The organism is Niabella digestorum (assembly GCF_036409055.1).
Classification (GTDB): Bacteria; Bacteroidota; Bacteroidia; order Chitinophagales; family Chitinophagaceae; genus Niabella; species Niabella composti.
Window position 1 is genome coordinate 315,690 of record NZ_JAZGLY010000004.1, and the last position, 25,147, is coordinate 340,836.

At 38.7% G+C, this 25,147-nt stretch carries 24 protein-coding genes and 1 tRNA gene; 10 read left to right on the forward strand and 15 right to left on the reverse strand.

Annotation, left to right across the window (positions count from 1 at the left end; all coding sequences use genetic code 11):
• Positions 1-28: 28 nt before the first annotated feature.
• The 3 genes from V2H41_RS08820 to V2H41_RS08830 all read right to left on the reverse strand — a co-directional run bounded on the left by V2H41_RS08820 (position 29) and on the right by V2H41_RS08830 (position 3,340).
• Positions 29-814, reverse strand: coding sequence for a TIGR02757 family protein (locus V2H41_RS08820; RefSeq protein ID WP_330974781.1), 786 nt, complete (start codon positions 812-814; stop codon positions 29-31).
• The gene (locus tag V2H41_RS08825; RefSeq protein ID WP_330974782.1) at positions 807-2,078 is read right to left on the reverse strand and encodes a Fic family protein; all 1,272 of its coding nucleotides are present in this window, start codon (positions 2,076-2,078) and stop codon (positions 807-809) included. The genes V2H41_RS08820 and V2H41_RS08825 overlap by 8 nt, the downstream gene beginning before the upstream one ends.
• A 122-nt stretch (positions 2,079-2,200) precedes the next feature.
• Positions 2,201-3,340, reverse strand: a complete 1,140-nt coding sequence (locus V2H41_RS08830) for a cystathionine gamma-synthase (RefSeq protein WP_330974783.1) — start codon at positions 3,338-3,340, stop codon at positions 2,201-2,203.
• A 564-nt stretch (positions 3,341-3,904) separates the two neighbouring features.
• On the opposite strand from V2H41_RS08830, the gene V2H41_RS08835 reads away from it, so the two are divergent.
• Entirely contained in the window at positions 3,905-4,360 is a 456-nt protein-coding gene (locus V2H41_RS08835; protein WP_330974784.1) for a hypothetical protein, read from the forward strand.
• Positions 4,361-4,507: 147 nt separating this feature from the next.
• Here V2H41_RS08835 and V2H41_RS08840 read toward each other — a convergent pair whose 3' ends face one another.
• From V2H41_RS08840 to V2H41_RS08860, 5 genes are read right to left on the reverse strand one after another with little or no spacing between them, the layout of a single operon-like run.
• Entirely contained in the window at positions 4,508-5,179 is a 672-nt protein-coding gene (locus V2H41_RS08840; protein ID WP_330974785.1) for a DUF2911 domain-containing protein, read from the reverse strand.
• Positions 5,180-5,226: 47 nt separating this feature from the next.
• Positions 5,227-5,820, reverse strand: a complete 594-nt coding sequence (locus tag V2H41_RS08845) for an acyl carrier protein phosphodiesterase (protein ID WP_330974786.1) — start codon at positions 5,818-5,820, stop codon at positions 5,227-5,229.
• Between the two features lie 3 nt (positions 5,821-5,823).
• A complete protein-coding gene (locus V2H41_RS08850) occupies positions 5,824-6,759 on the reverse strand; it encodes an alpha/beta hydrolase (RefSeq protein WP_330974787.1) in 936 nt (311 codons plus the stop codon).
• A 37-nt stretch (positions 6,760-6,796) separates the two neighbouring features.
• Positions 6,797-7,450 (reverse strand): SdpI family protein, encoded by a 654-nt coding sequence (locus V2H41_RS08855; RefSeq protein ID WP_330974788.1) that lies wholly within the window; start codon positions 7,448-7,450, stop codon positions 6,797-6,799.
• Positions 7,451-7,461: 11 nt separating this feature from the next.
• On the reverse strand, positions 7,462-7,755 hold the full coding sequence (locus tag V2H41_RS08860; RefSeq protein WP_330974789.1) for an autorepressor SdpR family transcription factor: 294 nt from the start codon (positions 7,753-7,755) through the stop codon (positions 7,462-7,464).
• Positions 7,756-7,885: 130 nt separating this feature from the next.
• On the opposite strand from V2H41_RS08860, the gene V2H41_RS08865 reads away from it, so the two are divergent.
• The gene (locus V2H41_RS08865) at positions 7,886-8,860 is read left to right on the forward strand and encodes a deoxyhypusine synthase family protein (RefSeq protein ID WP_330974790.1); all 975 of its coding nucleotides are present in this window, start codon (positions 7,886-7,888) and stop codon (positions 8,858-8,860) included.
• A 213-nt stretch (positions 8,861-9,073) separates the two neighbouring features.
• On the opposite strand, the gene V2H41_RS08870 is transcribed toward V2H41_RS08865, so the two are convergent.
• A complete protein-coding gene (locus V2H41_RS08870) occupies positions 9,074-10,606 on the reverse strand; it encodes a M28 family peptidase (RefSeq protein ID WP_330974791.1) in 1,533 nt (510 codons plus the stop codon).
• Between the two features lie 74 nt (positions 10,607-10,680).
• On the reverse strand, positions 10,681-11,802 hold the full coding sequence (locus V2H41_RS08875; RefSeq protein ID WP_330974792.1) for a formimidoylglutamase: 1,122 nt from the start codon (positions 11,800-11,802) through the stop codon (positions 10,681-10,683).
• 250 nt (positions 11,803-12,052) lie between these two features.
• Between V2H41_RS08875 and fabG the strand changes: the two genes are divergently transcribed.
• From fabG to V2H41_RS08890, 3 genes are all read left to right on the forward strand, one after another.
• Positions 12,053-12,808, forward strand: coding sequence for a 3-oxoacyl-[acyl-carrier-protein] reductase (fabG, locus tag V2H41_RS08880; RefSeq protein WP_330974793.1), 756 nt, complete (start codon positions 12,053-12,055; stop codon positions 12,806-12,808).
• A 46-nt stretch (positions 12,809-12,854) separates the two neighbouring features.
• The gene (locus V2H41_RS08885) at positions 12,855-13,415 is read left to right on the forward strand and encodes a DUF5715 family protein (RefSeq protein ID WP_330974794.1); all 561 of its coding nucleotides are present in this window, start codon (positions 12,855-12,857) and stop codon (positions 13,413-13,415) included.
• 90 nt (positions 13,416-13,505) lie between these two features.
• A complete protein-coding gene (locus V2H41_RS08890; RefSeq protein WP_330974795.1) occupies positions 13,506-14,747 on the forward strand; it encodes a chromate transporter in 1,242 nt (413 codons plus the stop codon).
• Here the strand turns inward: V2H41_RS08890 and nadD are convergent.
• Positions 14,735-15,307 carry a nicotinate (nicotinamide) nucleotide adenylyltransferase gene (nadD, locus tag V2H41_RS08895; RefSeq protein WP_330974796.1) on the reverse strand — a complete coding sequence of 191 codons (573 nt, stop codon included), beginning with the start codon at positions 15,305-15,307 and terminating at the stop codon, positions 14,735-14,737. The two genes, V2H41_RS08890 and nadD, sit on opposite strands and share 13 nt — an antisense overlap.
• An 8-nt stretch (positions 15,308-15,315) precedes the next feature.
• Positions 15,316-15,546 carry a FeoA family protein gene (locus tag V2H41_RS08900; RefSeq protein ID WP_330974797.1) on the reverse strand — a complete coding sequence of 77 codons (231 nt, stop codon included), beginning with the start codon at positions 15,544-15,546 and terminating at the stop codon, positions 15,316-15,318.
• Positions 15,547-15,596: 50 nt separating this feature from the next.
• Between V2H41_RS08900 and ybeY the strand changes: the two genes are divergently transcribed.
• Both ybeY and mnmG read left to right on the forward strand, forming a co-directional pair.
• Complete coding sequence (gene ybeY / locus V2H41_RS08905; protein WP_330974798.1) at positions 15,597-16,034, forward strand: rRNA maturation RNase YbeY; 438 nt, start codon at positions 15,597-15,599, stop codon at positions 16,032-16,034.
• Positions 16,035-16,233: 199 nt separating this feature from the next.
• Positions 16,234-18,102 carry a tRNA uridine-5-carboxymethylaminomethyl(34) synthesis enzyme MnmG gene (gene mnmG / locus V2H41_RS08910; RefSeq protein WP_330974799.1) on the forward strand — a complete coding sequence of 623 codons (1,869 nt, stop codon included), beginning with the start codon at positions 16,234-16,236 and terminating at the stop codon, positions 18,100-18,102.
• A 282-nt stretch (positions 18,103-18,384) separates the two neighbouring features.
• On the opposite strand, the gene V2H41_RS08915 is transcribed toward mnmG, so the two are convergent.
• Together V2H41_RS08915 and recQ are read right to left on the reverse strand one after the other, a co-directional pair.
• A tRNA-Phe gene (locus V2H41_RS08915) sits at positions 18,385-18,457 on the reverse strand.
• Between the two features lie 74 nt (positions 18,458-18,531).
• Entirely contained in the window at positions 18,532-20,796 is a 2,265-nt protein-coding gene (gene recQ, locus V2H41_RS08920) for a DNA helicase RecQ (RefSeq protein WP_330974800.1), read from the reverse strand.
• Between the two features lie 244 nt (positions 20,797-21,040).
• On the opposite strand from recQ, the gene V2H41_RS08925 reads away from it, so the two are divergent.
• Genes V2H41_RS08925 through V2H41_RS08935 form a run of 3 tightly spaced genes read left to right on the forward strand, consistent with a single transcriptional unit; the run spans position 21,041 to position 23,811 of the window.
• Positions 21,041-22,003, forward strand: coding sequence for a KpsF/GutQ family sugar-phosphate isomerase (locus V2H41_RS08925; RefSeq protein ID WP_330974801.1), 963 nt, complete (start codon positions 21,041-21,043; stop codon positions 22,001-22,003).
• A gap of 3 nt (positions 22,004-22,006) precedes the next feature.
• Positions 22,007-23,089, forward strand: a complete 1,083-nt coding sequence (locus V2H41_RS08930; protein WP_330974802.1) for a mannose-1-phosphate guanylyltransferase — start codon at positions 22,007-22,009, stop codon at positions 23,087-23,089.
• 5 nt (positions 23,090-23,094) lie between these two features.
• On the forward strand, positions 23,095-23,811 hold the full coding sequence (locus tag V2H41_RS08935) for a 3'-5' exonuclease (protein ID WP_330974803.1): 717 nt from the start codon (positions 23,095-23,097) through the stop codon (positions 23,809-23,811).
• 1 nt (position 23,812) lies between these two features.
• Here the strand turns inward: V2H41_RS08935 and nadA are convergent, their stop codons facing one another.
• The gene (gene nadA, locus V2H41_RS08940) at positions 23,813-24,823 is read right to left on the reverse strand and encodes a quinolinate synthase NadA (protein ID WP_330974804.1); all 1,011 of its coding nucleotides are present in this window, start codon (positions 24,821-24,823) and stop codon (positions 23,813-23,815) included.
• Between the last annotated feature and the right edge of the window lie 324 nt (positions 24,824-25,147).

The following is a 25,147-nucleotide window of genomic DNA, read 5'->3' on the forward strand; positions in this document are numbered from 1 at the left end:
ATAAAATACTGAAGGACGATACTACCCTTCAGTATTTTTCTATTACGCCCAATCCAAATAAAGCAAAATCGTACTTTACAGGATCTTTTGCATCGAGTTGTTTTAAATTTCTCGTCAGCTCTACTGCAGCCTGCCAATCATTAGGAGTACGTTGCAATAGCTGAAAGTGCTTAGCTACTCTTTCCACATGCACATCTAAAGGACACACCAGCTGAGAAGGTTGTATGTTTTTCCAAATACCAAAATCGACACCCTTTTTATTGCTACGTACCATCCATCTTAAAAACATATTCAATCTCTTGCATGCCGATTTTTTAGCAGGCGAAGCAATATGTTTTACCGTGCGTCGAGGGAAGTCGGGAAAAAGTTTTTCATTAAAGAAAGAATAGTGAAAGTCGGTAAGCGCCTGCTCTACATTTTCATCGTCCTTTTGCATGAACGCAGTGAATGCCGTTTCAAGAGTAGCTGCCCCGCGATCTCTGTAATGCCATCTCAAAAAATCGAAAAAATGAAAAAGGTCTGTAGCATTAAAGGTACGATGCGCAAAATTTACAAAAGGACGTAAATCACTTTCTTCAAAGTTCATGATAAAATCATAGGGCGCATGATCCATCCCATGAAGCAACCGATCGCAAGAGTTGATAATACTCTTACGATTTCCCCAGGCTAAAATGGCAGCAAAGAATCCGGCAATTTCGATATCCTGCTTTTTCGTAAACCGATGCGGTATACAAATAGGGTCGTCTTTTATGAAACCGGCCTGTTCGTATTGGGCAGCCTTTTTATCCAAAAACTCCTTGAGTCCGCTATCCATTGTTTTGCATCAGTTGTTCGTACTGATCGCCTTTGACGAAGGCGTAAGTTTTTTTGTTGATATGATAATACTTAATCCAGCCTTTGTTTACCAGCGCAATCAAATCGGTACGAGCTGTTTCTTTGGAAATACCGTATACCGAACGCAGTTCACGAATAGTAACAACTTTTTCGGCATCTTCTTTCAGCCATTGTATTACGGCGGTTTGACGTTCATTATAACCCGGCAGCTTGACGGCAGCACTTTCCGACTTTTCTTTAGTGATGCGTTGTACAAGATCCTTCAATGAACGCAAGGCCATTTGAAGCGACTGAATATAAAAATGGATAAAATATCCAATATTGTTTCCATCGGTCTGCGACTGTACAATCGCTTTATGATATTGGGTGCGCAACTTGGATATTACATTGGACACTGATAAAAACTCAGCAACCCAATAGCCTTTTTTCAGCAGATACATTTGTGCCAGAATGCGCCCCATTCGTCCGTTGCCGTCTTTGAATGGACGAATACTCAGGATGAGGTAATGAAGAATGCCAGCTTTTACCAATGGATGAATAAAAAAGGGTGTTTGATCATTATTATACAACTCAAATACAACAGACATGAGTTGATTCAGCTGGGCTGCTTGTGGTGGTTTGTATCCGGCTGCCCCATCAATCAAGCTTTCATCTACCTTATTATTGGTACGATAGCGTCCAATACCTTTCTGCTTAATGGTGTCCTTAGTAAGTGTTTGATGTATCTGAAGCAACAACGCTTCTGTGAGCACTTCGTCCTTTTGTGAAAAAGCAAACTGTAAAGTACGATAAATATTTACACAGACTTGTTCTTCGGTATTTTGAGGAGGACGTTTTTTCAACAGCATTTCCTTAGCCATTTTTTTAGAAACGGAAATGCCGGCCAGCAATGCAGAGGTAATGCTTTCTTCGAGTAAGGCGTGAGTTTTGTGCCGATGGGTTTGCTTGTTTTCTAACAATACATCCATCCCTCGCCCTCCAGCCAGATCAATATCCATGCGATGTAGCTGAGCCTCCAAGGCATTGCTAAGCCACCAAGAAATATGCTGATTGTGATAATATAGTTTTCGAGTATAGCCCTGTTCTCTCTCTTTCACCACTTGTTGCCAAATCTCCTCTCTGTTTCCAGAAAGGGGCAACTGCATATCCTTGAACTTATCCCAATGAACGTAATTATTATTTAAGTTTTGAATAAACAAACGTAATGGATCTTCTATCGTTGATCTATGATTCTCTCCTTCCATTATTGATAAATATGGGCAAATAAATGCAAAATTAGCTGGTTTGCTTCACTTTTAGAGCAGCAAAGCCCTGTAATAATGCGGTGCATTATTTATAATAACAAGCATCCTCTTTTATAACGATCTTACCCGATAGCTTGCTGCAGATCGGCAATTAAATCTTCAGCATCTTCGATACCAATGCTCAAACGCATGAGCGAATCGCTTAAGCCGTTGGCGAGTCTTTCTTCGCGGGGAACAGAAGCGTGCGTCATGGAGGCAGGATGGTTGATTAAAGACTCGACTCCACCCAAACTTTCTGCTAGGGCTATAATTTTGGTTCCCTTTAAAACTTTCAAGGCCGCTTCGATGGAGGCGTCTTTTAATTCAAAGCTCATCATTCCACCGAAATCACGCATCTGCTTTCTGGCTATTTGATATCCGGGACTATCTTCAAATCCGCACCAATACACATTTTTTACTTTGGGATGAGCTTTTAAAAATTGTGCTACTTTTCTTCCGTTTTCGCAATGCCGCTGCATGCGTACGTGTAGCGTTTTGATACCCCTTAATACCAAAAAGCAATCGAAGGGTCCGGGTACCGCTCCGGAGCTTTTTTGAATATAATATAATTTATCGCGCAGCTCTTGGCTGTTCATCATCAGCGCACCCATAATCACATCACTATGGCCACCCAGATATTTTGTGGCAGAATGCATAACAATATCAGCTCCTAAATCTAATGGGTTCTGCAAATAGGGCGAAGCAAATGTATTATCCACAACGAGCAATGCCCCGGCTTTTTGAGAAAGAGCAGCCATCGCTTCGATATCGGTAATTTTCATTAGTGGGTTGGTGGGCGTCTCCACCCATAACATTCGGGTGTTGGGAGTTAGGGCTTTTTCCACATTAGCCACATCCGTTGTATCAACATAAATAAACTTAATACCAAAATCGGCCCAGAGCGTAGCAAACAATCGGTATGTGCCTCCGTACATATCTTTTGCAGCAATCACTTCATCTCCCGGTTTCAACAGTCGCAATACAGCATCGGTAGCAGCTACCCCACTACTAAAAGCCAAACCATATTTACCATTTTCCAATTCGGCAAAAGCTTTTTCCAATGCCGTACGCGTTGGATTTCCGGCACGGGAATAATCATATCCTTTGTGTTCATTAGGGGCACTCTGCACAAATGTGGAAGACTGAAATATGGGAGTCATAATAGCTCCGGTAGAGGGATCTGGCTCTACCCCGGCATGAATGATTTTAGTATCGCGATTCATCTCATTATTCTTTTAAGAACATTGAAGGTAGTAAAAATAGCAACCCGAATAACCTCTACAAAAATGTTAATTGATTACATTCTCAAAATTTTTTCGGTTTTAACGTGTAACATTTGAGCCTTCTCTCACGTATAAGAAATGTCAATGAGCATAAATGGTTTTGTGAAGAGCTCTTATAACCGTGCATCCAAAAATCAAAATCATAATAAAAAATCTGATTTTGTTTTGTTGCCGTTTAAAAAACAATAAAACCGTTCGTTGAGAAAAAACAACGAATTCTTATTCTTTAAAATTGTTTAACAAAGCTCAGCATACCGCTGGTCCTCATTTCGCTTGTATATAGGTAACTGCCGGCTTTACCTTTACAATGAACAAGGAGCGCTCTTTGATTATACAAGCACACATCGGTGATGATAAAAATATCTTTTCACGGTCGAAAAAACGTCGTTCACCGAGTATTTACAGGGGTTTTACCAGTAAACACTTGACTGAAGGAGCCTTGCTGAAGTATGTTTGTGTTACAATAAACAAAAAACAATTAAACAACCTTTAAACTTTTAAGAGATGAAAGCCTTAATTCTGTCTGCTGTATTATTTGTTAGCGTTGCTGCCAACGCTGCTTCCATAAATCTTCCCGACAACGAAAAAGTGGTGAAAACGTTTAATGAGCTTTTTAAAGGAGCTAGTAATGTTACATGGAACAACGTAGGAAAACAGTATGAAGCATTTTTCACGCTGGCGTCTATTAAAACCCGGGTTACTATTGATCAAAAAGGAAGACTGGTGCAGACCATTCGTTATTACGGGGAAAGCGAATTGCCAGCAAACATCCTTTATAATGTTAAAAATCAATATTTAGGAAAAGAAATTTTTGGTGTAACAGAAATATCCAATAAATTTGGGACTCAATACCAAATTGTATTAAAGGATAACAGTCATTATATCCATCTCAATGCTAATAGCAACGGGGATCTAGAACTTGCCGGAAAATACAAAAGAGGGGATTCCACCAAAAAATAGCCTAGAATAGACACTTTTTGTCTTTCATAAGACAAATATGAACTTTTTTTTCTCATGTAAAACTATACGGAGGGGGTATTCTTATCTCCTCCCTTTTTGTTTTTACATAAGAAATGTCTTACTCTTTTAAAAGTGTTAAAGCCTGTTCTAAAATTTAATAGGAAGCTTGGCTACAACATCATCCCATGCAATTATCAGGTTCGCTCCATAATCGGCTTTTTCAAAAACCATAGTAAAATATTCCAGTTGCGGATTGTAGTAAGTAACCGGTACCTGCACTCTCACTAAATCTTTGGCTTCGTTTTGCTTTAATCCCCACATGTCCAGCTCTTCGTTTACCACAATTGTCCAATAGCCTGCTTTGGGAATAGCATATAATGTATAACGACCGGGGGCTAGTTTTTTATCTCCGATAGTAACCGGTTGAAATATATCGAGTTCTGTAGCTTCGTTGGCACCCAAACGCCAATTTTCACCGAACTTTATTATATCTTCAAAAAGATTACGCCCCTGCAAATGAGGACGACTATATATTACCCTCATCACGGGTAGGGAATCTCCGGAACCTGCCATTTTTAATTGCGGAAATTTATGCGGATAATAACTCATATCCATTGGAGAAAGGTCTACTTCTGCATAAATTCCTGGTTCTTCTTCTGTTTGTTGTAGCGGTTGGGGCCGCTGAGGTGTTAAGTTAGCAATACTATCATTCTTCACCTGTTGTTCCGCATCCATATTTTCAGCGGCAGTCTTACTATTTTCCTTACAACCGGAAACGAGTATCCATAAAAACAAAACAGCAACCGAAAGACTCTTCATCTTAAAGATTTTACAAATGTTTCTTGCTAATAAATATTATTAATTCTTTATTGCTGCAATAACGTTTCAAAAGTATAGCGGGCAAAGGGTTTCATGTCCTGCCACAACGCATCAAAACATTCCTTCAAGAAGTCGTAATGCAGCTCGAAAATTTCCACAGCCTGCGAACTGTCATGCAAATATGCGGCTCTTTTTACTAAGCCACCAAAACTTTGATAAATTCCTTCTCTTGTTCTGTAACTATACAGCCAGTTCTGGCTACGCATATAGAAAAACATGCGCCGGAAAGCTTCGGGCATAACAGCTTCTTGTTTTTCTAAAAGATGATACGTTGTTTGGGAAAACTCGAACAGCGAGTCTTTGGTAAAGGTTGCGGTGTCTAAAGCAAGAAAATGATCGTTTACTACATCAATAAACGCTCCGCTATATAAACGATAGGCTTTTTTAAAAACAGTTTTAGCCTCTTTAGTTGCAGCATGAATATCGGCAAATGCATCGATGGCTCTATGCAATACAATCCCTTTATGAACAGATTGGGGATAATTATATTGTTGTTTGCCCTTTACAAAATCGCTGATCATATTCCCCAGTAAAATCTGTTCATGGTTGAAGGATAAATATGCATGTGCCAAATAGTTCATATATTATTTCTTAATGAATGTTACTATATCTGCAACCAATTGCTGGGGAATGGGCAAATCGGGGCTACTGTAGGACGCGGCTTGTGCTATTCTGTTTCCTGTTGCTTTTTTTAAAACATGATTCATTTCTTCGATCATTGATAAAGACGATTGTTTATTGCAAGTATGAAGAGCTTCTCCTTCGCTTTGCTGCACCTGCAAATCAGTTGTTCCTTGAATAATTAGCACGGGGATGGTCAATTTACCGATTTCTTCGCAAGGATTATACTTCATCCATGAAATGAGATATGGCTGTACACTAGGTCTAAATAGTATATTCAACTCAGGAGAAATGTTTGCTACAGTTTGTCCATTTTTCAATTGTGGTAGAATAGAATCGGCAGCGGATGCTAATGCTGGCGCTTGTTGTTTCAACTGCCAACTGAGAATTTCATCAATGGGTTTGGAAGGGCCGGCAATGGAAATATATTTATCAGCTTTTACTCGTTGCGCGGCTACCATAGCAATCAGAGAGCCTTCGCTATGACCGGCTAAAACGATCTGCTTCACCCGGCTGTCCTTTCTTAACAATTGTGACCACTCTTCTAAATCTTTTATATAATCTTCGAAAACTATTTTGGATTCATCTGTAAAAGATTTAGCGCTTGCAGCAATACCGCGCTTATCAATTAACAATGTGGCTATATCGTATCTTGCCAGCGAATCGGCCAGCATACGATAACTATTGGCTTTTACACCCATTGGGTTATTTCCGTTTCTGTCGGTAGGTCCGGATCCTGGTTGAATGATGACTACATCGAATGAGTTGGTATTGGCAGGAACAATGAGACTTCCATATAAATCGCCAGAGGATGTGTGTAAAGTAAGAGAGTCTTCCTTGTATTGTGCAAATGCTACACTACATAGTATCAGTGAAAAGAATAATAAAAAGTTTTTCATAGTATGGTATTAAAAAGTGAATGTACTGTTTTTAAAACTACTTACCTGTTTTGTATAAATAAATAGAATATGCAATGGGCACAATAATAATCAACAGAAACACAATACCCATACCATACAAAGCTGGCTTTAGTGGGAGCACCAATGCCAGCAGTACAATCAATACGCCTCCTGCAAGCCATAGCGGAGCTGCTAAACGATGGGTTGCTTTCCAGTTATTTTCATCTTCAAGTGTGGTTGCAATTCGGATGCCTATAAAATAATTCGGCTTTATATTATACATATAGTTGCCCAAAATTGCAAACAATAATCCTACTCCTATAAAGATAAACTTTCCGGTTGAAAGTGTAGTACCATTGGAGGCGCTGTAAATAATTGCCGCTGCAAGTGCAGATAAAAATACAGCCATGATAACGGATAATTCTTTCATTTTTTTCAAACTATCGGCTGTATATTTCTTCTTAGGATCTATACGGTGGATATTTCTGATAAGTAGTGTAGTTAGTATGCTTACCACAACCATTATACCTACTATCGCAGCCAGTTCAGTTTTGCTGCCATATCTATCGGCATTTCCATTTATATCAAAATGGAGTGGTACGCGCTCAGGTAGTTCATTCCATATATTCATGAGATATATCAATGGTGCCATAAAAACTACCCATAAAAGCATTTTCAACAGTTGTTTCATATTGGTATGTTTTATTTCCGATTGTCTTTTAGTTGTATCAACCATTTTAGCATTTCGTCTATGACGGTCGTATTCAGAGAATACTCTACAAATTGCCCCTTCTTGACAGATACCACCAAATCGGCCTGCTTCAGTAATTCCAGGTGATGGGAAATGCTGGGTTTTGAAATACTGAAATGGTCGGCAATCTCTCCCGCAGTCATATCTCTTTTTCGCAGTAGTTCTAATATTTCCCTGCGGGTGGCGTCGTTCAGCGCTTTGAAAACAGTATTAATCGTCACTTCAACATTTATATATTTAGACAAATATCTAAATATTTTTTCACAAAACCAATCCTTTTTTGAGGTTTTATGTTTTGTGGTATAAACAGTACTTTTGTCATCCGCATTGTCTCACAGTTTTGTGATCTGAAGGCGAATAAAAAAAGTTTATATCATGAGTAAAGGACCTGTCTCTAATTTTATTCAGCATCATTACAGACATTTTAATGCTGCCGCATTGATGGATGCCGCCAAAGCTTATGAAGCACATTTGCTGGAGGGCGGAAAAATGATGGTGACACTTGCCGGAGCCATGAGTACAGCCGAATTAGGGTTATCGCTGGCAGAAATGATTCGGCAGGATAAGATACATATCATTTCCTGTACTGGTGCCAACTTGGAAGAAGACGTAATGAATCTGGTGGCACACAAGCACTATAAAAGAGTACCTAATTACAGAGATCTGACGCCGCAAGATGAATGGGACTTATTGGAAAATCATTATAATCGGGTTACCGATACTTGTATCCCTGAAGAAGAAGCATTCCGTCGTTTGCAGAGCCATCTGGTAAAACAATGGAAAGAAGCAGAAGCCAAGGGCGAACGGTATTTTCCACATGAGTATTTGTATAAGATTATCCTTAGTGGAGAGCTGGAGCAGTATTATGAAATTGATCCTAAAGACAGCTGGATCGTAGCTGCTGCAGAAAAAAACCTTCCTATTGTTTGTCCGGGATGGGAAGACAGTACAACAGGAAACATTTTTGCCAGCTATGTTATCAAAGGCGAACTCCAGGCCAGCACTGTTAAAACCGGTATCGAATATATGGTTTACTTGACAGAATGGTACCGCGCTAACAGCGGTGGCAAGGGTGTAGGCTTCTTCCAAATTGGAGGGGGCATTGCTGGAGACTTCCCCATATGTGTAGTACCCATGATGTATCAAGATCTGGGTTGGGAAGATGTTCCTTTCTGGAGTTATTTCTGTCAGATCAGCGACAGTACTACATCCTATGGCTCATACAGTGGTGCTGTTCCTAATGAAAAAATTACCTGGGGTAAACTGGATATTCACACTCCCAAGTTTATTGTAGAAAGCGATGCAACAATTGTTGCTCCGTTGATTTTCGCTTGGGTTTTGGGTTGGTAAAATTTGTGTTAGTATACTTTTTAAAACGGTTCCCAAATGTTTGGGAACCGTTTTTTTATTACATTTTTTGGTAAAAACTTTTTTATTGCAAGTAATATTTATTCACAGCGTTTAACTGTATCGTTATTGTTGAAATCTCTTCACTTTTTATATACGCACATAAAAGCCCGGGTGTAACCGGGCTTTTAATAATATGCTTTTTAAAAGGATTCGCTATTGATCTAACTTCAGATCGCGTTTCAGCAATTCATCCCTATTGGCCATATCCCAGGCTGTATAAAACACCAGCTGTGCTCTTTTAGCTAATAGTGGGAAGTTGATTTTATCCACGGTATCGGTAGGCTTGTGGTAATCAGCCTGCAACATGCCATCGTAGAAGAATAAAATAGGAACGCCTTTTCTGGCAAAATTGTAATGATCGCTTCTATAATAAATCCTATGTGGATCATTGGGATCGTCGAATTTATAATCCAGTACCAATTTGGTGTATTTATTATTCATCCCTTCCAAAATTGGCTGCAAATCGGTACTTAATTTATTATGACCAATTACGTATACATAGTTTAGTGTATCAGCGCTTAATCTTTCGGTATCGATACGTCCAATCATATCGATGTTCAGATTAGCGGTTGTTTTCTCAAGTGGATAAATGGGATTATCGGAATAATACTCTGAACCCCACAAACCTTTCTCCTCACCACACACCAGCATAAATGCTATACTACGACGAGGTCCTTTTCCGGCTTTTTTGGCTTTAGCAAAAGCTTCGGCCATTTTCATTACAGCAACAGTACCGGAACCATCATCATCTGCACCATAATAAATATTACCTTTTTCATCTGTTCCTACATGATCATAATGTGCGGTCACAAAGAGATATTCGTCTTTTTTGTCCGTACCTTCTACGATACCAATAACATTGCTTACGGTAGCTGTTACTTTTCCAGATTTGTATTCAATATTTACCTGGGCTTCTTCAATCATGGGATCTATTACCTGATTGCCAACAAGAGATTTTATTTGATTGATTGTGTAGCCCTTACGAGTCAATACGTTATCATTAATATAGAAGGCAGGGATGGCGCTATTTTCTTCTGATACGGCCTGCTCATTTTTGGGACGGTACATGTCCAGTATTTGTCGCGATGGCAGCATCTCGGATATAATTAGCACCGCAGCGGCCCCCTTCTTTTTGGCATTGGCAATCTTGTTAGAAATAAATACAGGAGATTGTCTGCGGGGTTTATTAGATCGAAACCCTTCGGGCTGACCGTTGAGAAATACAACTAATTTGCCTTTTACGTCCACATCTTTATAGTCATCGCGATTTTCATCTACAATTCCATATCCTACAAATACATATTCTGAGAAGCGTAGAGAAGCCTGTTGTGGCATACTAATCCAAGGAGCAAAGTCTACATAAGGCCTAAATGACGCCTCTCCCATTTCCAGCTTTAAATGTGTAGCACTGTCTTTTTCCAGAATAAAGGGTTGTCTGAAGCAACCCTTGTTGCCGGGTTTTAACCCGAAAGCCTTAAACTGTTGCTCAATGTATTGAGCTGCTTTTTCCAGTCCTGGAGAGGGCGTATCGCGTCCGCCCATTTCTTCACTGGCGATGATGGTAAGATGCTTTTGCAGATCTTTTTCGGTAATCGTTTTAGCAAAGGGAACTGGATCGGCTGTTTTTTGAGCCTGTACACTTAGGCCTACAAAACCTAATGTTATCAATAAGAATTGCTTAACCATATATTTAAAATTATAATGTAAATGTAGAAAAAACGCCCAACCAATTGTTACCGTTCATCAATAATTATAGCCCATTACCGCTGTTGCGCTCTAAACCAACGTTCAGGAATTTCATCTCTACTCGCCATTAAATAATCCTTATAACTGCAGGGTATATAGTTTTTGTTAGGAAGCTGCATCCACCATCTTCCTGTTTTCTTGCTTTGCAGAAAAGAGGTTTCAATTTCAGAAAATGCAATTTGAAACTCGTTGAAATTATCCAAATCGCTGATGTCGGCCTCTTTGCTTCGACGATGTCGCCCATCTATAATATACCATAACATGTGGGCAATTTGCATTGCGGTAAGTTCCTCCCTGTCCTGTTGCGGATTGTATCCATAAATACCGATAGACTGCATATTACTACTCATTCCGGCATACTGCATTAGCTTACAAGCTTCTTCACCGTTAAAGCCATTGGGTGTAAGCAGGTTGGCTGGCGCATAAGCATTAGCAATCGCATTGATATCAAAAGAAAAAATATGGCTGCTACGAATCGCCGGTTCTACTTCATCCATATCTTCCTTCACATGTCCTACCCGATAAAAATCAAATTTCAGTTTGTCCAGCGTTTGCAACATACCGGGATGAACCAGATAGCTTTGAAAACCGATATGGTTATAATGTTTCACATAGTTAGGCTCTGAGGTAAACATCTCCATCAAAAAATTATCATTTTTGAATGGAGACTCCATATCCAGATCAATTAAGGCATCAACACCTGTTACTTCTACCAGCTGTTCTGCGCTCTTATAGGCATTGTATTGCGAAAGGGTTAGATCGTGCGAGCCGCCCAATATAATCACTGTTTTGCCCAGAGCAGTGAGATCGCTAATGACCATTTGTAGGGCCACAAGCGTATCGTTGTAAGAAGCTCCTTGTTGAATATTACCAATATCGACTAGTTTTATTTTTTCATGCCAATAAAACAACTGATAAAATTTTTTTCGGATCATATCTGGAGCCTGTGAAACCGAACCAATGATACCGCCTCCGCGTTGTTCTCCACAACCCACAATTATAAGTTCGGCTTGTTCCACATCGGGAAACGTTTCGGTATATATATTAATGGTATCTCCCAGCTGTCCGGGCTTGTAACGCTCATCGCCGGTAATTTCCAGTATGTTTACCGGTACTAAAAAATCCTGAATTGACATGTGTGCAAGATAGCTTTAATTTAAAATAAATAACGGATATTCTGTTGCACAACACATTACACTACCTTGCAGAAACAGAAGACACCGTTATATAAATCATTTCGCATTAGTGATGTAATGACTCTTTTATAAAATTAAACAATCTTCCAAACCCTTCTCAATGCAGTGATATAATTTCAATATCTGCCGCTAATTACCGCCTACATACAAATAATTACTTATTTTGCAGCGCACAAAAATTCATCACTACATGAAACTTCTTGAAAACAAAGTAGCCATCGTAACCGGTGCAGCCCGCGGAATTGGCGAAGCCATTGCCGTAAAATTTGCAGAACAGGGCGCAAATGTGGCCTTTACTTATGTAAGCGATAGCAGTGCAGAGCGTGCAGCGGCCCTTGAAGAAAAACTGAAAGCACTTAACGTAAAAGCCAAAGCCTATAAAAGCAATGCGGGCAATTTTGAGCAGTGTGAAAGTTTGGTTGCTGATGTTTTAAGTGAATTCGGACAAATAGATATTTGCGTTAATAATGCCGGTATCTCTCGCGATAATCTCTTGCTTCGGATGAGCCCGGAACAATGGGAAGAAGTATTAAATACCAACCTGAACAGCGTTTTCTACATGACCAAGCAGGTTCTAAAACCCATGATGAAAGCCAGAAGCGGCAGCATCATTAACATGAGCTCTGTAATTGGGGTAATGGGAAATGCCGGTCAAGCTAGCTATGCGGCAAGTAAAGCAGGTATTATTGGTTTTACCAAAAGCGTGGCGAAAGAATTGGGAAGCCGGAATATTCGTTGTAATGCCATCGCTCCCGGATTTATAGAAACCGATATGACCAGCTATCTGAATGAAAATTCCGGGGCAGAAAAATATTTAGCAGACATTCCTCTTAACAGATTTGGAAAACCTGAGGACATTGCCAATCTGGCGCTGTTCTTAGCTTCGGACTTGAGTAGTTATATCACGGGTCAGACGATTAGCGCCTGTGGCGGATTAAATATTTAGGGCAGTCTTTCTGGCTGCCCTTTTGCCAGAAACTCGAATCAAATTAATGAAATTTCAAAAACGCTTACTACTTCCGTTATTTGTTTTAGTTCTATACAACGCAGCAGGTCAAACAGTATATGATACTCATCTTCAGGCCGCACAGAGATCTGGTATACCACTTATACAGAACAATTCTCAGCTAAACGCTCTTGTAAGTAAAAAAAAGCTGGTTAAAGTAGGTGTGCATCGTGGCTATACTATTGCAAGACTTACACATAGCAAACCTTACCTTACCCCTCGCTCCTATAAAGTTTTGAAAGACCTCGGCAATACTTTTTATACAAGAAGCAAAAAGAAAACTTTTACAGTTACATCGGTTACGCGTACATTATATGATCAGAAACGATTATCGCGTATAAATACTAATGCTGTTACTACCAAACCCAGCTCCCATAATTACGGCTGTTCTTTTGATATTTCTTATATAAGATTCAATAATCGTAAAGCTCCCAATACGCGATTGGAAAAATTGTTGGAAACCATTCTGACCGAATATCAAAAACAGGGCAAGCTGTACTTTATTAAAGAATACCGCGAAAAATGTTTTCATATTACTGTTAGATAGCAATTATTATTCATATTTGCGAAATTAGATTCATATTTATCCGTTATCTTTAAAAACAATATTCATCACAACTCATTTTTTTCCGCGCTCATGTTGTATTTGCGGCACTTAGAATTTTTAAAGCTGGTTTTCATACACGGCCTTACGGCTTTTGGTGGGCCCCAAGCGCATCTGGCAATGATGATGAAAACTTTTGTAAAGCAAAGGCCGTATATTACTGAGCAGGAATTGATGGAGTATACTGCTTTTTGCCAGCTGTTACCCGGAGCTTCTTCTACTCAAACGCTTACATTAATTGGGTTTAAACGAGGAGGTCCAGTACTGGCTATATTAACCTTGCTTGTATGGATTTTACCTGCATGCACTATCATGTGTGCGCTTTCCTTTTTTGTAGAGTATATCGAAGGTTCATCTCGGCACACAGATATTTTTAAATTTATAGTACCCATGGCGGCAGGCTTTCTAATCTTTGCCTGTATCAGCTCTTTACCTTACTCCGTAAAAAATTTGATAACCGGAGTAATTGCTGTAATTACCGCCATTGCTACATTTCTATTCTTTGGCAAGCCCTATATAGTTCCTATTCTTATTATTGCCAGTGGAATTGTCACCAATCTGAGTCGCAAGCGTATACCGCAAACAGACACCAAACCCGGAAAAATCAGATGGTGGAACATCTGGCTCTTTGCAATTATTTTCATTATTGCGGGTGTGCTTAGTGAAACTGCGCGTAAAAACGACTGGACTTATCGCAAGCCTATCAATTTATTCGAACATACGTATCGTATGGGCAGTCTGGTTTTCGGTGGCGGAAATGTGTTGATGCCGATAATGTATGAACAGTTTAGCGTAAGACCTGAAGCAGTGAAAAACAAAAACCCTAATGTTATACAAATAGGAAAAAAGGAAATGCTTACCGGTATCGGTATTGTGCGTGCCGTACCGGGTCCGGTTTTTTCCATTGCTTCCTATTCGGGCGGACTAGCCCTGAAAGACATGGGACCATCTATGCAAATTCTGGGAGGAGTGATTGGAATGATTGGCATTTTTCTTCCTAGTGCATTGCTGGTGCTTTTCTTTTTTCCTATTTGGAATATGTTGAAGAAATATGCCGTAATTTATCGATCTCTCGAAGGTATTAATGCTGCCGTACTAGGTATTATGATTGGTTCTACTTTTTACATTCTGAAGGATGTGATATTGTTTGACGGAAGCACTTTGGGATTTTGGAATATTGCCATCATTCTCGGTTCGGCCTTTGCGCTGATATTTACTCGCGTTCCACCACCCATTCTGGTAGCAGTAAGTATTGCATTGGGTTATTTTCTATAATAGCCGCCCTTTTCAATTTCTTCAATAACGTTGTCGGGTAAAAGGTATTTTACTGATTTTCTTTCCTTGATTAAACGCCTAATATGCGTAGCAGAAATTTCAAGTAATGGAGCCTCCAATACTTTTACTTTTGATGTAGAATCGACAAAAATATCAAAACCTGGTCGATTATATACTAATATTTCATAATTTTCTAATATGTAAGAGGCGTTTTTCCAACGATGTATATTTTGGAAGCTGTCCCCACCCATAATGATAGCAAACTCGTGCTGTGGATATTTTTCAGTGAGATGTGCTAGAGTAATTGCTGTGTAAGAAGGTCGCGGTAAAGTAAATTCAATATCACTGGCCTTCATTCGAATATCGCCCTCAATAGCTAGATTGACTAAATGATAGCGGTGATTTTCGTTGAGCAGAGATGCAGATTCTTTGAATGGGTTTTGAGGAGATACTATAAACCATACACGTTCTACCCATTCTTCATTCAAGATATGATTTGCAATGATGAGATGGCCGTGATGGATAGGATTAAAGGAACCAAAATAAAGTCCGATTTTCATTAGGGTTATTATTCGCCAGTATGTACAACAATATGTTTTGCTTCATCTGTTCTAAGGCTTAGCAGATAGCCCGCCACAGAAACAGACATAGGGTCATTGAACAATGCCTTTTGTACTACTTCAATTTTTTCGCCCGGCAAGCACCCCATTTCCATTAACTTCAAAAAAATTTCCTCGGTAGTAAATTTCACGATAGTTGCTATCTGGCCCGGTTCTAAATCAGACAATAATAATTCCATAATGCAAAGCTAAGCATTGTTGTTTGTGTTTTGTTTACGAATTTTGGAACATGTCGTTAAAAAATTTTTCTATTCGATTTTGCTTTCAGAAGCCTATTACTTTAAAAGAAAGAAGGCGACTAAAAGATTTTTTGATACAGCAATTACGCAAGGTTGGAAAAACCGGAGCTGAAATAAATTATGTGTTTTGCTCAGATGAAGAACTTCTTTCCATAAATCAAACAAATCTAAATCACGATTACTATACTGATATTATAACGTTCGATCTTTCAGAAAAAAATTCTCCAAATCTGGTATCTGATATTTATATCAGCACAGACAGGGTAAAAGACAATGCGAAAGCTTTTAATGTGCCGCAAAACACAGAGTTATTGCGTGTAATTTTTCATGGCGTGTTACATCTCATAGGTTATAAGGATAAAACCTTAGAAGATCAAGCTCAAATGAGATCGATGGAGGAACAATGGTTAAAAACCTACCTTTCTTAATCTTTCAAAATACATTTTTACTTTACGTTCCACGTGAAACACTTTGTTTTTCAAACTACTTATTATGTTCCACGTGGAACCTTAAACTCTCTTCAAAATTTCGTTCTGTTTCACGTGAAACATAGTTTATCGTATTAATATTGTCATTTCACACATAGGAGGCTGCAGTCGTTTTAATAATTGTTACTTTTGCACCCTTATGTTTCCAGAATATGATGTTATAGTAGTTGGTGCCGGACATGCCGGTTGTGAAGCAGCAGCGGCTGCTGCCAATATGGGCTCCAAGACCCTATTGGTAACCATGAATATGCAAACTATCGCCCAAATGAGCTGTAATCCTGCAATGGGAGGTATTGCAAAAGGTCAGATTATCCGTGAAATTGATGCAATGGGCGGCTACTCAGGGATTGTGACGGACCATACTATGATTCAGTTTAGAATGCTGAATCGATCTAAAGGCCCGGCTATGTGGAGCCCTCGTGCACAAAGCGATAGAATGCTTTTTTCTGCAAAATGGAGGGAAATGCTGGAACAAACACCTAACCTGGATTTTTATCAGGATATGGTGAAAGGTTTATTAGTAAAAGATAAGCGTGTATGCGGTGTTATTACCGGATTGGGGCATGAAATTAAAGGAAAAACAGTTGTTTTAACCAATGGAACCTTCCTGAATGGTGTAATTCATATAGGGGAAAAGCAGTTTGGCGGTGGTCGTGTGGCTGAAAAAGCAGCTAGTGGTATTACGGAGCAGCTAGTGGAACTAGGATTTGAAAGTGATAGGTTAAAGACTGGAACACCTCCTAGAATTGATGGTCGCAGTTTGGATTATTCCAAAATGGAAATCCAAAACGGAGATGAAGAAATAATAGGCTTTTCATTTACTGATACTCCTAAACTTAACCCCAAACAACAACGTTGCTGCTGGATTACTTACACCAATACAAAGGTGCATGATATCTTAAAAACCGGATTCGACAGGAGCCCGATGTTTACCGGTAGAATAGATGGTGTAGGTCCCCGATATTGTCCCAGCATCGAGGATAAGATTAATCGCTTTGCAGAGAGGGATCGTCACCAATTATTTGTAGAGCCCGAAGGATGGAATACTGTAGAAATATATGTGAATGGATTTTCTACATCTTTACCAGAAGAAGTACAATATGAAGCCCTCCGGAATGTACCGGGTTTTGAAAATGCAAGAATGTTTCGTCCGGGTTATGCAATCGAATACGACTACTTCCCACCTACACAGCTTAAACATACACTTGAAACGAAGTTGATAGACAACTTATTCTTTGCTGGGCAAATCAACGGTACAACCGGGTATGAAGAAGCGGCATGCCAAGGCCTAATGGCCGGTATTAATGCGCATCTTAAAGTACAGGAAAAAGATGGGTTAGTCTTACAAAGAAGTGAAGCATACATTGGCGTATTGATAGATGACCTTATCAGCAAGGGTACTGAAGAGCCTTATAGAATGTTTACTTCCCGTGCTGAATATCGTACCCTGCTCAGACAAGATAATGCAGATGCACGCTTAACTCCCATCAGTTACAAATTAGGCTTGGCCAGTGAAGAGAGAATGGAAAGAGTGACCCAAAAGAACGAAAACGTGGCTAACATTATTGCTATTCTAAAAAGCACAGTTTTCAAACCCGAGGATATCAATCCATTCCTAAAACACATCAACTCTTCTGAAATTGTAGAAAAGCAAAAAGCTGATAAAATTCTTCTCCGACCTAGTGTGGAATTGCAAGATTTGGCACAGGCTGTGCCCGCTCTTGGAGAAGCTCTTAAAAAATACAATAAAGAAGAAATTGAGCAAGCTGCAATACAAGTAAAATATCAGACTTACATCGAAAAAGAAAGAGAAATTGTGGCACGTATGAGCGAGATGGAAAATCTGGTCATTCCTGAAAACTTTGATTATACAAAAATCAGCTCTTTAGGCAACGAAGCACGCGAAAAATTAAGCAAAGTAAAGCCGCGTACTTTAGGTCAGGCTACCCGTATCCCTGGCATTAACCCAAGTGATATACAAATTTTAATGGTGTACATGGGTAGATAAGCCCCTTTGTTTTCTATTACTAATACCTAGAACATACTATATTTTCATTGCTGATGTTCTAGGTATTTTTATCCCTTCTTATAAAGAATAGTATTATATTAAATTATAATAATATATTAATTATAAATAATTTCTCTTCGCCCCTTCCTGAATTTTCCTATTGCTAACGTAGTATGATAGGATAATCAATAAAGCTAAACGGGATTTTTTATCGGCCTTTCTAAGAATAAAACGAATAAATAAATAAGAAAATAAAAAACCCTTGCCGATTAGCAAGGGTTGTGGTGTGGGCCGGAATCGAACCGGCGACACAAGGATTTTCAGTCCTTTGCTCTACCAACTGAGCTACCGCACCGACCGTTTTAACGGGGCAGCAAAAATAAAGGTTTTTAATTAAAAATCTATTTTTTATGAAAATTTCTTGCAGGATTACATACCATACTCACTAAGGAATTTGATACGCATAATTTTTAACTGCTCCCAGTTGAAATCGAATTCTGCCAATTCCTTTTGTGCCACTTCAAGAGAGGAGGTTTCGCAAGTTTTGAAGTACTCCATAATTTCATACTGCTCATTCTCATCAAGCATCTCATCGATGGCATAACCGATATTGAGTTTAGTACCGCTGGCAGCTATGGTTTCCATTTCTTCTAGCAGTTCAGCAGTTTCCCACCCTCTATTCTTGGCAATTGTTTCCAAAGGAATTTTCTTATCGGTTTGTTGAATGATATACACTTTATCACCGCTTTTATTCACAACACTCTTCATCACGAAATCGTCGGGTTTTACTATGTTGTTTTCTTCAACATACCGAGCAATCAACTCCACAAAGGGCTTTCCGTAACGACGTGCTTTAGCACCACTAACACCCTGGCATTTTTCCAGCTCCTGTAAAGTTGTAGGATACAGTGTTGCCATATCTTGCAGAGATGTTTCCAAGAAAATAACCCAGGGAACGAGTCCAATTTTTTTAGCTTCTTTCTGCCGCAGTTCTTTTAACATTTCAAAAAGACGCTCATCTACAACCGCTCCATCTTCCACATTATCCATACCTTCATCATCATCTCCCATGGCCTCTTCAAAATTATTGTTCAGGACAATGCTGAAAGATTTTGGTTTTTTGAGGAACGCTGCTCCCTTATCGGTTATCTTCAATACACCATATTCTTCAATATCCTTGCGCAGCAATCCTTCTAAAATCATTTGTCGGAAAAGCGAGTTCCAAAAATGTGCATTTTTTTCCTTACCGATACCAAAACTGGAAAGTCCTTCATGGCGGAACATCTTAACCTGAGGTGTTAGCTTGCCGGTGATAATAGTGACCATATAATCTGTAGCAAACTTTTCACCCAGCTCCTTGATAGCCTTTAATACAATGACAGCATCTTCCTTGGCCTCTATCTTCTCCTTTGGATTTTTACAATTATCACAGTTTCCACAGTTTTCTTGCGGAAACTCTTCGCCAAAGTAACTGAGTATTACTTTACGTCTACACACGCCGCTCTCGGCATATGCCACGGTTTCATTTATTAATTGTGCACCTACTTCTCTTTCACTTAACGGCTTATCCCGCATAAGGTGCTCTAGCTTACTTACGTCTTTATGTGAGTAATAAAGAATACATTTTCCTTCTAATCCATCGCGTCCTGCCCTACCGGTTTCTTGATAATAGTTCTCGATCGACTTTGGAATATTATAATGTATCACAAACCGTACATCGGGCTTATCGATTCCCATACCAAAAGCGATAGTGGCCACAATCACCTGGACATCCTCACTTAGAAAATCGTCCTGTCTTTTAGCCCGCAATTTGGCATCCAACCCCGCATGATAAGCAACCGCCTTGATACCATTTGCTTGTAAAATATCGGCTAGTTCCTCAGTAGTTTTGCGATTAAGGGTATAAATAATACCACTTTTATTTTTCATTCCCTTTATAAAGCGCACAATGCTTTCGTGTGTTTGAGATTTTTTGATTTTGGGAATGATTTCATAATAAAGATTTTCCCTGTTGAAAGAAGAGATAAATATGTTGGGTTCTCTAAGATCGAGATTCTTAATAATATCACTCTGAACCTTAGGTGTAGCAGTAGCGGTGAGAGCGATAACCGGCAAATTAGGATTAATCTTATCCATCATTTCGCGCAGTCTGCGATATTCCGGCCTAAAATCGTGTCCCCACTCACTTATACAATGCGCTTCATCTACCGCAAAGAAAGAAATGTTCAGATCGCTGAAGAATGAAAGATTTTCGGGTTTTGTTAGTGTTTCCGGAGCCACATATAAAAGTTTGGTTTTTCCGGAAATCAAATCGTCATGAACAGCCTTTATTTCCTTTTTGGTTAAAGTCGAATTTAAAAAGTGTGCAATCTCGTCATTGCTATTATATCCTCTTACCAGATCCACTTGGTTTTTCATTAAGGCTATGAGAGGCGATACGATAATGGCTACGCCGTCCGATATCATAGCCGGAAGCTGATAACACAGGCTTTTACCTCCTCCTGTTGGCATAATCACAAAAGTGTCTTTACCAGACAGTAAAGATTCTATTATTTCCTGCTGTTTTCCTTTAAATTGTTTAAAACCAAAGTATTTCTGCAGCGCTTCGTGCAAATCAACCTTTGTCTTCTTCGCAGCCTGCCCAGGCTCTTTTTTGGCTTTTTTTGGGGCAGCTTTTCCACTTTTGACACCCATTTTATCTATATTCAGTATTTTAACTTAAGCAAAATCATGCGTAAAAAAGATACGCCAGATATTATTAAAAAAAAAATAATCTTTTTGGGGGTTGCTAAGTTACTGCTCTTAAAGGAACTCTACTAAGCAAAATTGGTTAAATTTTATTATCTCCAACCTTAATTTATATCCTCTGAAATAAGGTGGATAAACCTTTCGGAATTGACATATAAACCAATACTTTTGCTTTTTGTTACCCTTGTGTATGAAACCCAATTGTAAGGATATTGCACAGCGTGTTATAGCACAGGAAGCTGCTGCAGTAGCAACTCTTCAAAAGTTCGTCGATGATGACTTTGAAAGAGCTATAGCACTTTTACTCAATTGCAAAGGCCGTATTGTCTTAAGCGGCATTGGTAAAAGCGCTATTATTGCCCAGAAGATTGTTGCTACTTTTAATTCTACAGGAACACCGTCTATTTTCATGCATGCCGCAGATGCTTTACACGGCGATTTAGGGATTATACAGGAAGGGGATGTAGTAATGATTCTTAGCAAAAGTGGAAACAGCCCTGAAATAAAAGCGCTCATTCCACTCATTAAAAATTTTGGCAATAGCCTCATAGCCATATGTGGTAATGAACATTCGGATTTGGCTAAGCAGGCAGATATATTTTTAAATACCACAGTACCTAATGAAGCTTGTCCCAACAACCTGGCCCCTACAACCAGTACTACAGCTCAGTTGGTAATAGGCGACGCCCTAGCCGTGTGTCTTATGGAAATAAAAGGCTTCAAGGATGAAGATTTTGCTAAATTTCATCCAGGTGGTACACTAGGCAAAAAATTGTACCTACGGGTAGCCGATGTATTTGTTCACAATGAAAAACCGGCTGTGTACCCCCATCAGTCTTTAAAAGAAGTTATTGTAGAAATGACACAAAAAAGACTGGGTGTTACTGCCGTTATTGATGAGGAACAAAATCTGGTTGGAATAATTACCGACGGAGATTTAAGAAGAATGTTGAAAAAAAATACCGATATTGAACATATATCAGCGAAAGACATCATGACCATACATCCAAAACATATTTCAAAGGATGAATTGGCCATTACAGCCCTAGATATAATGCGGAAAAACGCCATCACCCAATTGGTTGTTACCGACAATAAAAAATATTCTGGTATTATTCACATTCACGATTTACTAAAAGAAGGATTGATATAAGTCATGAATAAAAATAATTATGTAGCTATAATGGCCGGCGGTATCGGAAGCCGCTTCTGGCCAAAAAGTAGAACTTCATACCCCAAACAGTTTCTGGATATCCTAGGCACCGGAAAAACCCTCATACAGGCTACTTTCGAACGTTACAGTAAAATTGTACCTACTGAAAATATTTATGTAGTTACTTCAGAAGATTATACAGATATTGTAGCATCACAGCTGCCCTCATTACCAAAAGAAAACATTGTTGCCGAACCTTTCAGAAAAAATACGGCACCTTGTATTGCTTACATTGCATTTAAAATTCATGAAAAAAATCCAGATGCTGTAATGATTGCGGCACCTGCTGATAATCATATTCCCGATTTTGAGAAATTTTCGGTAGTGATTAACAAAGCGCTGGATTTTGTATCCCATATTAATGCGCTTACTACCATCGGCATCAAACCTACACATCCCAATACAGGGTACGGCTATATTCAACATGAAGATATAGAAGTGGCGCCTGGTATTTATAAAGTAAAAACATTTACTGAAAAGCCTAATTTGGAATTAGCCAAAGCTTTTATTAAAAGTGGTGATTTCTTATGGAATAGTGGCATTTTTACATGGAAATGTAAAACCATCATCAAATCCTTTGAAGAACATTTACCGGAAATATACGAGCTATTCTATAGTGAAAAAGAAAAATTAAATACTCCCGCAGAAGAAAAAATAATAGAAGAAATATACTCACAATGTCCAAGCATTTCCATTGATTTTGGAATTATGGAAAAAGCGAGCAATGTATACATTATCCCGGCCGACTTTACATGGACCGACTTGGGAACATGGAACAGTGCTTATGCCAATATGGAAAAAGATTATTTTGGAAATGCAGTGGCAGGTAGTGATGTAATTGTATTTGATACTCACAATTCTGTGATTCATGCTCCTGAAAAAAAATTAGTACTTGTGCAGGGTATGGAGGATTATATAATTGTAGATACCGAAGATGTACTTTTAATTTGCAAGAAAGATAAAGAACAAGAAATTAAAGATTACGTTGCTGAAGTAAAAAGAACCAAAGGAGATAAATATCTATAACAGACATGAATTATCCAATACAAAACATATTATTTCTGGACGTGGAAACTGTTCCGCAAAAAGCCAGTTATGAATTATTGGATGAAGAGTGGAAAAAACTATGGGATACTAAAGCAAGCTTTCTTTTAAAAAACTATGAAAACGAAACCTCCGAAACTATATATGAACGAGCAGGTATTTATGCCGAATTCGGAAAAATTATTTGCATCAGTTGTGGAATAATACATGGATCGGAGAATGAAAGAAAGCTGGTTATAAAATCCTTTGCAGGAGATGATGAAAAAAAGATTCTAGCAGATTTTACAGAAATGCTAAACCGATGGAGCAGTAATGAACCCAAATATCTCTGTGCACATAACGGTAAAGAATTTGACTTTCCTTATATCTGTAGAAGATTAATTATAAACAATCTTCCTATTCCCGTACTACTTAATATTGCCGGTAAAAAACCATGGGAGATAAATCATCTCGATACCATGGAAATGTGGAAATTCGGTGATTACAAAAGTTATACATCTTTAAATCTGCTAGCCCGCACTTTAGGTATTAGCACACCCAAAGATGATATCGATGGCAGTATGGTAGCCAAAGTATATTACGAGGAAAAAGATATTGACCGCATTGTAACTTATTGTCAGAAAGACGTAATTACAACTGCGCAAATATTTCTACGTTTTAACGGAGAAAAACAAATTGAAAATACTAATATAGAATTCAAATAAATTACAATCCGGCTTGCTTACTTATTTCTAGCATTCTGTCAATAGGCTTTTTAGCTGCCAGACGCAGTTCTTCATCCATTGTAATTTCGGGAAGCTCATATTTCATACACAGGTATATTTTTTCCAATGTATTGCGCTTCATGTGTGGACAATCGTTGCATGCACAGCCATTATCCGGAGGAGCAGGTATAAATTTCTTATGCGGGCTGGCTTTTTCCATCTGATGCAGAATACCGGTTTCGGTAGCTACGATAAATTCATCTGCATCACTTTCCATAGTGTACTTCAATAATCCTGTTGTGGAACCTATAAAATCAGCCAGCTTCAACACTTCCTCTTCACACTCGGGGTGGGCAATAAATTTAGCATTCGGATGCTGTTGTTTCAGCTTTACGATTTTTTCAAGACTAAATATTTCATGCACAATACATGCACCGTTCCACAACAACATGTTGCGACCTGTAACTTTATTGATGTAGGCTCCTAAATTCTTATCCGGAGCGAAAATTATTTTTTGGTCTTTTGGAAAACTATCCACAATAATGCGGGCATTACTACTGGTAACAATTACATCGCTCAGCGCTTTAATACCGGCGCTGCAGTTGATGTAACTTACCACAACATGATCGGGATGTTGTTCCTTGAACAACTTAAACATGGGAGGAGGACAGCTATCACTCAGTGAACAACCGGCTTTAAAATCGGGAATAACAACTTTCTTAGTTGGATTGAGAATTTTTGCCGTTTCGGCCATGAAATGCACACCCGCAAAAACAATCATATCGGCATTTGTCTTCTCGGCCTCCTGAGCCAATCCTAGACTATCGCCAATGTAGTCAGCTATATCTTGAATATCAGCTTCCTGGTAATAATGCGCTAGAATAACTGCATTTTTTTCCTTCTTTAATTTGCTAATTTCTTCAAATAAATCCAGCGTTGGATCTACCTCAATATCCAAAAATCCCTTTACGTCCAATTCCTGCTGTGCTGTTTCCAAGATAGCTGATTCCATGATAAAAATTTAAATTCGATATGCAATGATACAATGCAATGGCAAATTTTCGGAAACAAATTTTTGCGATTGCTATTATAACACTATTAATAACTATTTTATTATTTTTTTAAAAAAAAACCTATTACTATTACGGCTGTGAATTAGTGGATAACTTCCATTTTAGTTCTATTACAAATTTAAAAGTTAATTGTTTTCCACACAATTTGACATCTAATTAACATGAAAGGTATTAGATCTTGCTTATTTTGGAAGGTTTTCCACAATTATGTGGATATCATTAATGTACATAAAAAATTTTTGCTTCACTACGGATTGATGTGG